Source organism: Vibrio sp. RC2502, from assembly GCF_054850435.1.
Genome location: NZ_CM141453.1, coordinates 1,760,054 through 1,772,393 on the forward strand (window position 1 = coordinate 1,760,054; position 12,340 = coordinate 1,772,393).

The 12,340-nt window shown below is 46.8% G+C and carries 10 protein-coding genes; 7 read left to right on the forward strand and 3 right to left on the reverse strand.

Annotated elements, in window-relative coordinates; translation table 11 throughout:
* Positions 1–100: 100 nt before the first annotated feature.
* The 3 genes from ACYJZR_RS08370 to ACYJZR_RS08380 all read right to left on the reverse strand — a co-directional run bounded on the left by ACYJZR_RS08370 (position 101) and on the right by ACYJZR_RS08380 (position 4,574).
* Complete coding sequence (locus ACYJZR_RS08370; RefSeq protein ID WP_021448619.1) at positions 101–1,762, reverse strand: BCCT family transporter; 1,662 nt, start codon at positions 1,760–1,762, stop codon at positions 101–103.
* 188 nt (positions 1,763–1,950) lie between these two features.
* Positions 1,951–2,697, reverse strand: coding sequence for a 3'-5' exonuclease (locus ACYJZR_RS08375; protein ID WP_406965074.1), 747 nt, complete (start codon positions 2,695–2,697; stop codon positions 1,951–1,953).
* Positions 2,694–4,574: a DUF294 nucleotidyltransferase-like domain-containing protein gene (locus ACYJZR_RS08380; RefSeq protein WP_005485718.1), complete on the reverse strand. Its 1,881-nt coding sequence runs from the start codon at positions 4,572–4,574 to the stop codon at positions 2,694–2,696. Before ACYJZR_RS08380 ends, ACYJZR_RS08375 begins: the two co-directional genes overlap by 4 nt.
* Before the next feature lie 438 nt (positions 4,575–5,012).
* Between ACYJZR_RS08380 and proV the strand changes: the two genes are divergently transcribed.
* The 7 genes from proV (at position 5,013) to ACYJZR_RS08415 (ending at position 12,329) form a co-directional block, all read left to right on the forward strand.
* The gene (gene proV, locus ACYJZR_RS08385) at positions 5,013–6,200 is read left to right on the forward strand and encodes a glycine betaine/L-proline ABC transporter ATP-binding protein ProV (RefSeq protein ID WP_005500435.1); all 1,188 of its coding nucleotides are present in this window, start codon (positions 5,013–5,015) and stop codon (positions 6,198–6,200) included.
* A gap of 3 nt (positions 6,201–6,203) precedes the next feature.
* On the forward strand, positions 6,204–7,289 hold the full coding sequence (proW, locus tag ACYJZR_RS08390; protein ID WP_140117332.1) for a glycine betaine/L-proline ABC transporter permease ProW: 1,086 nt from the start codon (positions 6,204–6,206) through the stop codon (positions 7,287–7,289).
* On the forward strand, positions 7,282–8,289 hold the full coding sequence (gene proX, locus ACYJZR_RS08395) for a glycine betaine/L-proline ABC transporter substrate-binding protein ProX (RefSeq protein WP_015296837.1): 1,008 nt from the start codon (positions 7,282–7,284) through the stop codon (positions 8,287–8,289). Before proW ends, proX begins: the two co-directional genes overlap by 8 nt.
* A gap of 277 nt (positions 8,290–8,566) precedes the next feature.
* Positions 8,567–9,178, forward strand: a complete 612-nt coding sequence (locus ACYJZR_RS08400) for a thermostable hemolysin (RefSeq protein ID WP_015296838.1) — start codon at positions 8,567–8,569, stop codon at positions 9,176–9,178.
* 79 nt (positions 9,179–9,257) lie between these two features.
* On the forward strand, positions 9,258–10,817 hold the full coding sequence (locus tag ACYJZR_RS08405) for an AMP-binding protein (RefSeq protein ID WP_406965070.1): 1,560 nt from the start codon (positions 9,258–9,260) through the stop codon (positions 10,815–10,817).
* 25 nt (positions 10,818–10,842) lie between these two features.
* Positions 10,843–11,526: a TenA family transcriptional regulator gene (locus ACYJZR_RS08410; protein WP_406965068.1), complete on the forward strand. Its 684-nt coding sequence runs from the start codon at positions 10,843–10,845 to the stop codon at positions 11,524–11,526.
* 8 nt (positions 11,527–11,534) lie between these two features.
* On the forward strand, positions 11,535–12,329 hold the full coding sequence (locus tag ACYJZR_RS08415) for an SDR family oxidoreductase (protein ID WP_406965066.1): 795 nt from the start codon (positions 11,535–11,537) through the stop codon (positions 12,327–12,329).
* Positions 12,330–12,340 lie beyond the last annotated feature (11 nt).

Sequence of the window (12,340 nt, forward strand, 5' to 3'; positions counted from 1 at the left end):
GTCAGAATGCAGCGGGGTTTCAAAGAGAGGACTTAAGGTTTTTACATAAAAAAACGGCACACTTTCGCATGCCGTTTTAAGGTTAGTTTTGTCGTCGTGGCTATTTATCTTTTTTGACTACCTTGGTACTTGGACGAGGCTCATCCATTAGACCTTTAATCAAAGAAACTGTCGCAACAAGCAATACGATGGTAAATGGTAAGCCTGTAGTTACTGCCATCGCTTGAGCCGCTGCCAGCCCGCCACCGAGCATCAGTGCGATGGCGACTAAGCCTTCAAACGTACACCAGAAAACACGTTGTGGTGTTGGCGCATCGACTTTACCACCAGCAGCAATCGTATCGATCACAAGTGAACCTGAATCCGACGACGTGATAAAGAACACAACCACCAGAATGATACCTACTACCGATGTGATTTCTGCAAACGGCATTACGTCTAACATGGCGAACAGTTTAAGCGGAAGCTCAGCATTGAATACGGCTTCGTAACCGTCATTCACGTACTGGCTGATCGCTGTACCACCAAAAGCCGTCATCCAAAGCACACAAACCGTCGAAGGAATCAAAATAACGCAGATGATGAATTCACGAACCGAACGTCCACGTGAAACACGAGCGATAAACATGCCCACGAATGGTGACCAAGAAATCCACCAAGCCCAGTAGAACGCCGTCCAACCTTGCGAATAGTTCACGTCTTCACGTTCAAACGGCATAGACAATGCGGGAATGTTAGTTATGTACGACGCAATGTTGTCGAAAAAGCCAGTCAGAATCGCCATTGTTGGGCCAACGATGATCACAAAGAACAGCAACATCGCCGCCAGAATCATGTTGATTTCAGACAGACGTTTTACCCCACTATCAAGGCCTGCAACCACCGAGATCAGCGCCAATGCCGTGATCACTACAATCAACACGACTTGAGTTGTGTCGGTCATTGGCACACCAAACAAGAAGTTCAAACCTGTTGCTGCTTGTGAAGCGCCATAGCCGAGCGATGTCGCCAGACCAAATACCGTCGCAACAACCGCAAGAATATCAATGATGTGCCCTACCCAGCCCCAAACTCGTTCGCCAAACAGCGGGTAGAAGATGGAACGCATGGTCAGTGGCAACCCTTTGTTGAACGAAAAAATCGCTAAGCCAAGGGCCAACAACGCATAAATAGACCAAGGGTGAAGTGCCCAGTGGTAAATGGTCGCAGCCATACCAAGTGCAGATGCAGCATCTGTATCACCAACCGCACCACCAAGTGGTGCCCAGTCGGTGCGCACACCATTTTCAATGTTCACGCCGCCAAGTGCAGAGCTGAAGTGCGACATTGGCTCAGACACACCAAAAAACACTAATCCGATGCCCATACCGGCTGCGAACAACATCGCTAGCCAGCCTGCATAAGAGTAATCTGGTGTCGCTTCAGTACCACCAATTCGAACTCGGCCAAGCGGTGTCACAATCAAGACCAAGCAGACAATGACAAATACGTTGCCAGAAGCAAGAAAGAACCAGTCAAGATTGGATACTAGCCAAGCACGTAAGCCAGCGAAAAAGGGTTCAACTTGTTGGCGAAAAGTTAGCGTTGCCACAACAAAGAGGACGATAGCCATCCCAGAAATTGCGAAAACTCGGTTGTGAATGTCTAAGCCGAATGGGCCGACTTTTAACGCAACGTTATCCTGACCAATCTGATAGTCAGTATCTATCGCGTTTACCTTTCCATCGGGACGTTTAATCCCACCATTATTGTCGGTGCTCACGAATAATCTCCTTAACAATACGTGACCAAATTTAAATACTTTGTAGGAGTTTGAGTGATGATTAGTTCACATCACCAAGCACAAGTTTAAGTATATGTATTTTCTTAAAGTAGTAGCTCTCATTAGCATCTTAAAAGGAAACACCTCCATCGATCATTTGATGTTTTTGTGTTTAAGGTAAATAACATTTATTGCCAAATAGAAGAAATTGGCATGTCTCGGTTAAAGTGATATTGCAACTGAGCTTGAAACAACTCTGCCGTCGCCAATGCATCCGTTAATGCGTGGTGCGGTTGATAAGCAGGCAGACCATATCGTTCCCGAGCATGCCCCAACCTCACCGACCCTGGCTTCTTACCTTTTAACTTGTTCCAAATGCCTGAACATTCTCGGCGTTGAAGTGCATACTCGATATCCAACGTATCGACGACGGGAAACTGAATCCCTTCGCCAATGGTGTTTAAAAGCGCATTATAAAAAAACTGCCGCTCGATATTCTTGTAGTGCACCAGCACCACCTTGCCAGCGAGTGCATCCAAAATCTCACCTAGTATTTGCGTTAATTGGGGCGCGTTTTTCACTTCAGAATCCGTAATGCCATGAATAACGACAGACTCCCCATTAAGCTCTCGGTTCGGATTTACAATCCAATGCGCTGAACCACTGCACTGCACTCGGTCAATCGTAAACGGCACAAGACCAATGGTAAGAATGGCATCGTCTTCTGCATTTAAGCCCGTCGTTTCAAAATCTACCGAGACAAACGGCACCTCTTTTAATGGCGTATCCCCATTCACCATAGGAGTCGAATAGTATCGCTTCAACCGTTGATCTTGCGCTTGCTCTGCCAACTGCTCAAACAATACTGACCACTCCGGCGTTTGCGAAGTATCGAGCAGCGGTGTACTCGCCTTACTTTTTGCCAACCACATCATTTACTGCTTCTTTGGTAGCGGAACTTAATGAAGTTCTGCGCATTGCTTAGAATTTGGAATGCCGCTTTCAGATTACGACGTTCGAAATCGGACATGTTTTCTGGCTCGATGTTGTTATCTGGCTCGTCGCCATTTTCAATATCCAAGGCTTGGTGACGGATTCGAACCATGTAGATAAGCTCCATCGCATCTCGCAAGTCCATTCCTCGCCCTTTTGGCAGAATCCCGGCGTCATTAATGTCGTCTAATCGATCAAACGAGTTTTGCGAGCGCGAACCAATCGCCAAGGCATGCACTCGAATCAAATCTGCCAGCGGCGCGGTACCGCGTCGTTTAAGGTTGATAGAGTTGCGATGACGCCCATCTTTCTCCATCACGAAATCTTTAAAAAATCCTAACGGCGGCGTTCTTCGAATTGCGTTGTAAGCCATACAAGCCAAAAATCGATTGTTCTTTTTGGCTCGTCTGACAATAAAGCTACTCAGTTGCTCTGCCCATTTAACCCGGCCATGAATCCCTAGCAAATCGAAGAAAATATTGCTGTTGAGCAACCTCTCTGGGGTCGGATGATCGATCCAATCGCCAAAGCACTCTTCCCATTGCGATTTGGTTTTTCGCCATTCAGGATTGGTAGCCATAATGTCGCCCGTACAATAGGTATAGCCGCATGCCGCCAATCCATCACATACAAATTTCGCAAACTGTGCGAAATATTCGCCGTGCTTGTCAGGATCGTAACTGTCATCAAGAATCAGCGCGTTATCTTGGTCGGTGACGATGAGCTGCTCATCTCGCGCCATCGATCCCATCGCAACCAGACAGTATGGAATTGGAGCAGGACCAAGCTCTTGCTCGGCGAGTTCCGCTAATCGTTGCTTAAAGCTGCTGCCAATCACCGACATCGCTCGTCCAATCATGTGCGCGTTGGCGTCTTCATTGACCATTCGAACAAAACAATCTTTCACTTGTAGGGAAACTTGTTTGAGATCCTCCACACTGGTCTGTTGGAAAATCGAGCTCACCAGCAACAAGCTGTTTTGAGATTCGTAACGGACAATGTCCGTCATACCGATGATGCCTATTGGCTTTTTGTCTTTGAGAATCGGCAGATGATGCACGTTGTAGCGAAGCATGGTCAGCATCGCTTCAAACACATACGCGTTGTAATCGAGCGATACCACGTCGTAACTCATGACCTCGCTCACCGATATATTGGTATCAATCCCCTGTGCCAAAACCCGTATACATAAATCGCGGTCAGTAAGAATGCCAAGCAGTTGATCATCATCCTCTTCGGTCAGTTCTTCAGTTGGGCGGACGATGAGCAAGGCGGTGACGTTTTCTTCTGCCATTAGGCTTGCAGCTTCTTGAATAGAAGCGGTCGCTTCGAGTGTCACAGGGTCACGAGTCAGAATTTTACGCGCTTTTGCGGTTGTTAAATCATTGCCATCGGAGCGACTAGAGATCGCATTGCGAAGCCGAGCGCTATCTTCGAGCTCCATAAAATCCGCGAAGTTTTCAAACTCGTCGCAAAGTTCGTTGAAGATGTTCTCAGGAATGCAATACACCAAGGTGTCTTCTATCGCTTTTGCTGGCATACGAACTCGGTTGTTCATGAGCAACCCCATTTGCCCGAACAGGCCACCAGCATCAATACGGTTATAAAGTTCACCTTTGCGTCGATAAATCTCTACCGCTCCACTGCGTACCATATACAAATCGCGAATCGTATCGCCAAATTTGAGGATGTCGGTACCTTGACGGAAATACGCCACTTCTGCATGAATGGCGATTTTTTTTAACTGCTCTTCTGGCAGTTCATCGAAAGGAGGATGTTGGCTAATGAAATTGAGTACTTCTAACTGCTCGGCTTCCATTCTTTATTCCATGCGTTGCCTAAAGTAACCAGATCAATATCATCTCGATTTAGCATAAGCAACAGATAACGCTAAGACTTCTGCTTACCTCATCATGTTATGTTTGCTTCTTCCAAACACAGATTTGAACTCTAATCATTTCACTGTTCTTTCTGCCTCTAAATACTGAGCAATAAATATGCAACCCTACTGTGCCGACATGTATTAAAAACTTAAAAATAAATTCAACGTCGTGTTTATCGCCTAAAAACACAAACGAACACATTCATAACTAAATGTTTTAAAAAGATTTATCAATAAAACAACGAAAGTTCATTACTACGAAAAATATGACCACTGAACACCAATAAGCCAAGCCAATCATTTGAAAACTTCCATCAATTTAATTAGAGTACAAAACGTTAACTCGTGATAAACACATAACAAAGGACAATTAACATGGATCCCATACTGGAAGTTAAGGGACTTTATAAAGTGTTTGGAGAAGCTCCGGAGCGAGCATTCTCACTCATCGAAAAAGGCGTTGATAAAGACGATATTTTTGAACAAACTGGCTTAACCGTTGGCGTCAACGATGTATCTCTGACCATCAATGAAGGCGAGATTTTTGTCATTATGGGTCTCTCTGGCTCAGGAAAATCCACTCTCGTTCGACTTCTCAATCGACTCATTGAACCCACCAAAGGCAGTGTTTACCTCAAAGGGAAAGACATTGCTCACATCTCCGAAGAAGAACTGCGCGAAGTTCGTCGTAACAACATTTCAATGGTTTTTCAAAATTTTGCGCTCATGCCCCACATGTCGGTGATAGAAAATGCCGCTTTTGGCCTGGAACTCGCAGGCGTCGATGTGACTGCTCGCCACGAAAGTGCATTATCAGCGTTGCAGAGAGTTGGGTTAGACACCTACGCTGAATCGTTTCCTGATGAACTATCAGGTGGTATGAAGCAGCGTGTTGGTCTTGCCCGCGCCCTAGCTTGCGACCCCGATATTTTGCTGATGGATGAAGCGTTCTCAGCGCTCGATCCTTTGATTCGTTCTGAAATGCAGGATGAATTGATTCGTCTGCAAAATGACGATAAACGCACCATCGTATTCATTTCGCACGACTTGGACGAAGCCATGCGCATCGGTGACCGAATTGCCATCATGCAAAACGGCGAAGTTGTGCAAGTCGGCACACCAGATGAAATTCTTCATAACCCCGCCAATGATTATGTCGAGGCGTTTTTCCGCGGCGTTAATGTCGCCAGCGTGCTAACCGTCAAAGATATTGCGCGCAAAAAGCCCGCTGCGGTATTCAAGAAATCCGAACACGACGGCCCTGGCTCTGCCATGCAAATCTTGATGGATCACGACCGTGATTACGGCATCGTCGTAGATAAATCTAGCCGATATTCCGGTATCGTTTCTCTCGACTCCTTACGCTTAGCCCACAAGGAAAATCGCTCCTTGGCCAGCGCTCAATTAGAAGATGACGTGACCCTTCAGCCGGACCAGTCTGTGAATGACATTCTCGGCGTCGTGGCGAGCGTTCCTTATGCTGTGCCAGTAGTCGATGAGCAAGGAACCTATTTTGGTGTCGTGACGAAGTCGCGTCTTCTGCAAACACTCGATAAGGATTAAACGATGTCTACAGAGCAAACAAATAACGATCCTTGGTCGCAAGCCGCACCAACACAAGAAGACCCGTGGTCACAAGGTAGTGAGGCCGCAACTAACAACGATTGGTTGAACAGCGAAGCCGTGCAAGAGACACCTTTCGATATCATGAACCCATTTCAAGATGCCGTTCTCCCACTCGATAATTGGGTAGAATCTGGGTTGAATTGGCTCGTTGAACATGGTCGCCCTGTTTTTCAAGCCATACGAGTTCCGATCGATTTTATCTTGTCCTCATTCGAAACCGCGTTAGTCTCTACGCCGTCACCGATTATGGTGCTGATCCTATTTTTACTCGCGTGGCAGTTTTCTAACTTCAAACTTGGTTTATCAACGCTAGTATCGTTAGTGTTCATTGGCTTGATCGGCGCCTGGTCTCAAGCCATGACCACGCTCGCCTTGGTGCTCACATCGGTGTTTTTCTGCTTGTTGATTGGCTTACCCATGGGGATCTGGCTAGCCAGAAGCCAAACCGCCGCCAAATTTGTAAGACCAATATTGGATGCGATGCAAACCACCCCGGCGTTCGTCTACCTTGTTCCGATCGTGATGCTGTTTGGTATTGGTAACGTACCGGGCGTTGTTGTGACGATCATTTTCGCGCTACCGCCAGTGGTTCGATTGACCATTCTTGGGATTCAACAAGTACCGGAAGAGCTTATCGAAGCAGGTCACTCTTTTGGTGCAAATAAAAAGCAAATGCTGTATCGCATTCAATTGCCGCTTGCGCTGCCAACGATCATGGCGGGCGTCAACCAAACCTTGATGCTTTCACTGTCGATGGTGGTTATCGCCTCGATGATCGCCGTGGGCGGTTTGGGTCAGATGGTGTTACGAGGCATCGGACGACTGGACATGGGTCTGGCCGCTGTCGGCGGTTTAGGCATTGTGATCCTCGCTATTTTGTTGGATCGCATTACGCAAGAGCTTGGCGTCAACGCCGGCAATACCAAACTTCGCTGGTACCATACCGGCCCTATCTCTTATCTGCTCAAATTTAAAACCAACAAGAACCCAAACGACCTAAAACTTAGGAGAAATACGAATGAATAATTCATGGAAGAAAGCGCTGTCTGTCGGCGCGCTAAGCACAATCGCATTTTCGACTTACGGCTTTGCCGGAGAGTTGCCGGGTGAAGGCGTCACGGTTCAACCTGTACAGTCCACTGTCGCTGAAGAGACGTTCCAAACGTTGATCGTAAACCGTGCTCTGGAAGCTTTGGGTTACGATGTCCAACCAACCAAAGAAGTGGATTACAACGTCGGGTACACCTCGATAGCAAAAGGTGACGCGACGTTCTTAGCGGTTGGCTGGTTTCCGCTCCATGCAGACAAATACACCATGTCAGGTGGTGATGATAAGTTTTTCCGAGAAGGCCAATACGTCAGTGGCGCAGCGCAAGGCTACCTCATCGATAAGAAAACCGCCGAGAAATACGGCATTACGAACATTGGTCAGTTAAAAGATCCAAAATTGGCGAAGTTATTCGACGCAAATGGCGATGGCAAAGCCGATCTTACCGGCTGTAACCCAGGTTGGGGGTGTGAAATGGTGGTTGAGCATCAGTTGGACGCGTTCAAACTTCGTGACACCGTCACTCACAACCAAGGTAATTACGCCGCAATCATTGCTGATACAATCTCCCGCTACAAAAAAGGCGACCCAATTCTTTACTACACATGGACACCGTATTGGGTAAGTGGCGTACTTGTTCCGGGTAAAGACGTTGTGTGGCTAGAGGTGCCGTTCTCGTCTCTTCCTGGTGAACGTAAAGACATCGACACCACACTGAAAAACGGCAAAAACTACGGTTTTGAAATGAACTCTATGCGCATCGTCGCGAACAAAGAGTTCACAGAGAAGAACCCATCGGCAGCGAAACTGTTCGAAATCATCAAACTGAATATCAATGATGTCAGCGCTCAAAACATGATGATGAGCCAAGGTAAAAATAGCGCGGCAGACATCGAAGCGCACGTAAATGGCTGGATTAAAGCCAACCAAACAACCTTTGATGGTTGGATTGAAGAAGCGAAGAAAGCGGCAATGTAACGCCCAAAAACCTTAAGAAACCGCTAAAGCTTTAGCGTATCTTTAGTTCCTCAGTGAGAAAATGAAAAGCCAGTCGATTATTTAGACTGGCTTTTTTATTTAGATTACTCAAGAAAACATCGTATTAATATCAACTACATACCAGCACAAAACCCCAAAAGGCACTGCCATTTAAGCCTTCCTGTCGTTAAATAATTTATCAAAATTTCATTCCTTAAGAATTTCTTAAGTTTCGCGTTTTATTTTGTTGATAACTACTCAAACAAAGGAAGCGCTCATGAAACACCATGCACAAACTTCTGCAGATGGCTTTACTTTAGACATCGTTTATCCAATGCATCCGCTTTGGAGCCAAGTTATCGAGCATGTTTCTCAGCGTTATCAAGAAGCATTCTTTGCCGAGCTAAAACAATTTATGCCGGCGTATTTAACCCTCATTGAAGGCGGCCAAATTATTTCCGTATGCGGCTTTCGCATCGCCGAAGATGAGCCCTTGTTCCTTGAACAGTATTTAGAAGACGACGCCCAAAAGCTGGTTTCTAACGTATTTAACTGCGACGTAAAACGTTCGAACTTAGTGGAATTCGGTCACTTGGCATCTTTCGCTAAGGGCATGTCGTCTCTGCACTTCTACCTCATCGCAGAAATGCTGGTCAACCTCGGTTTTGAATGGTGCATCTTCACCGCGACAGATCCACTTCACGCCATGATGGCGCGCCTAGGATTGGAGCCTCATATCATCGCGCAGGCCGATCAAAACAAAGTCCCCGATGCCGAGTCCACTTGGGGGTCATACTACGAACATCAACCGCGTGTGTTAGCTGGCAATCTGCAAAAAGGACTCGAACGTCTTCGATTAGTCCAAGAAAGAAAACGCAAACAAGCCTAGATAGAAAAGTAAACGTCGTTAAAAACGCAAACACAACCACAACAACTTGGTTAAACACAACGCAGAATATAGGTGATGTATGAATATTCTCCTCGATGCCATTACAAAATGGGCAAAAACGACACCAGATCGAGTAGCACTTGTCGGCTACGAAGCGAATCAAACGGTTGAACTGACTTACTCTGAATTGTTAAACAAGATCGAACTCGTTGCCGCCGAGCTTATTGCACAGAACATCAAAGCACTCGCGCTACGCGCAGAAAACAGCATCGATTGGGCCATTGTTGATTTGGCGGCGATGGCGGCAGACATAGTCGTCGTACCTATTCCGACTTTTTTCTCTGATGCACAAGTTGAACACACATTAGAGCAATCAGGCGTCGATGCTTTAGTCGGCGATTGGCAAGCATGGTTGGCTTCTAATCCTAAGCAAAGCTTTAACCAGCAAGACCATTCGTTTTCCATTGCAAATTTGCCTTTGCTGCATCGTAACCAGTTGGGAGATGAAGATACACAGGTAGCTTATCTACCAGAAACCGGAAAAATCACATTTACGTCGGGCTCGACTGGTCAGCCTAAAGGCGTCTGTTTAAGCAATGATCATTTGTGTTTGGTGGCGAAATCGCTCGCCGACGCAGTAAACGGCACGGCGCACTCGCACTTAGTGCTGCTTCCGTTATCGACACTTCTCGAGAACATAACCGGCGTTTATGTTCCACTCATGTTGGGCGTGACGTCATCTATTTTACCCGGAGAGCAAACCGGCTTACTCGGTTCAAGCCAATTCGAACCGCGTCTGTTTGCACAAGCATTAGCGACCATCAAACCAGAAAGCTTAGTGCTCACACCGGCTTTATTGCTTGCGCTCATTCAGATCGCGAAACATCAGCCCTCTCTTGTGGATTCTCTAAAATTTGTTGCCGTTGGCGGCGCAAGAGTGTCGTCGCAACTGATTAACACCGCGCATGCGCTGAACATCCCTGCGTTTGAAGGTTATGGCTTGTCTGAATGTGGCTCTGTTGTTTGTTTGAATACACCAGGCGCATTTAAAGCAGGAACGTGTGGCAAACCACTTCCCCACGCTCAGATTCGTATCGCAGAAGATGGTGAACTGCTCGTCAAAGGCAACGTTGTTCTTGGCTATTTGAATGAGCCGTTTACTCAAGAATGGTTAGCAACTGGCGACTTAGCCCAAATTGACGCGCAAGGTTTTGTCACTCTCTCAGGACGCAAGAAGAACCTTATCGTCACCGCATACGGCAGAAATGTCTCACCGGAGTGGATTGAATCAGAAGCGTTGGCGTTTTTGCCGATGACGCCACTGATCGTTACAGGTGATAGCCAACAAACATTATGTGCTGTCATTGCCAATAGCGAAGACGTCGAAGCAAAGGTTCATGCATTAAACCGAACCCTACCCGATTACGCTCAAATCCGAACCTTATTGCTGCTGGACAACCCACGAGCCATCTCTGGTTGGTACACGGATAACGGCAAGCTCAAACGAAATCAAATCGAACATGATGTGGCTCAGTTATTAGCGAGCACAACGTCTGAATTAACGCTGCAAGCGCAAAAGATCCAACGCATCGATTTGCCCTTTCGGCAACACATTACGTCTTTCCAAACTGCATCTTAGTTAACGGCTTCTTAAGGAGAAGGTTATGACTTTATTTTTCGAACAACTCAAAAAAAGCACTGCCGCTGCTCAACAAGCAATGTTAACTGCGCCAGTCATCGCAGACGTTCAACAAGGCAACATTTCCAAAGATATGTATATCGCCTTTCTAACCCAAGCTTACCATCACGTTAAGCACACCGTTCCCTTGCTGATGGCGTGTGGAGGCCGACTATCTGGCGAATACGAATGGGTACGAGACGCCATTGCCGAATACATCGAGGAAGAGAAAGGCCATCAAGAATGGATTTTAAATGACATTAAAGCATGTGGCGGTGATGCCGAAGCAGTGCGCAACAACAAAGATGTAGGTCAAATCGGTGCGCCGATTGAATTGATGGTTTCCTACCTTTACCACAACATTGACCGCCACAACCCACTCGCGCTGTTTGGCATGGTGTGGGTATTAGAAGGCACCAGCGTCGGTATTGGTGGCCAAATGGCAGACAAAATCCAGTCAACGTTAAGCCTACCGCCTTCAGCAATGACTTACCTAGTTTCACACAGCGTGTTAGACCAAGATCATCTGCAATTTTTTGAATCACTGATGAACAAAATAACCAAAGTGGAAGATCAACAAGTCATCATCGACTCCGCAAAAATGGTGTTCGCATTGTACGGACAAATGCTGCGCTCTTTGCCTTCCTTCTCAACCCAACAAGCGGCGTGAGGTGAAGCATGATCATTAACAACAGCACCATTCTCCTGACAGGCGCAACGGGCGGAATTGGGCAAGCCATCGCGCGAGAGTTAGCAAAACGCGGAGCCAGCCTCATTCTTGTTGGGCGAAACGAAGAGAGCTTGCAAACACTACAGCGTGAACTGTCAAATCCAGAACGTCATGACGTAGTCGTTGCAGATATCACCTCATCAGAAGGATTAACAGCGATTAAAGATCGAGCGCGCCAACATCAAAAAGTGGACGCCCTGATTAACAATGCGGGCAGCAACGATTTCTCGTTGTTAAGCCACAAGCGACCAACGCAGATTGCAGACGAAATCCAACTCAATCTCGTCACGCCGATGCTGCTGTGCCAGTCGGCGTTAACGTGGTTAAAGCAGCCAGGGGTGATTCTCAATATTGGTTCAACATTCGGCTCAATTGGCTACCCAGGCTATACCTCCTATTGCGCGGCAAAAGCGGGGTTGCACCGTTTTACCGAATCGCTCGACAGAGAGCTGTTCGCAACCGGAATCCGTGCGCTGTATTTGGCACCAAGAGCGACAGAAACCTCACTCAATAGCGATGCCGTCAATGAAATGAATCGACAACTGGGTAACAAAACGGACTCGCCGCTAGTTGTTGCCAATCACGTTGTCACCATGTTGGAAAAAGAAATTTCTGCGAAATGGATTGGTTGGCCAGAAAAGCTTTTTGCACGCATCAATCAACTGCTTCCAAGCGTGGTTTCTTCTGCGATTCGTAAGCAACAAGAAACCATTCACCAATACGTAAACCGAGTCAGTCATTGAAGAGGACATGG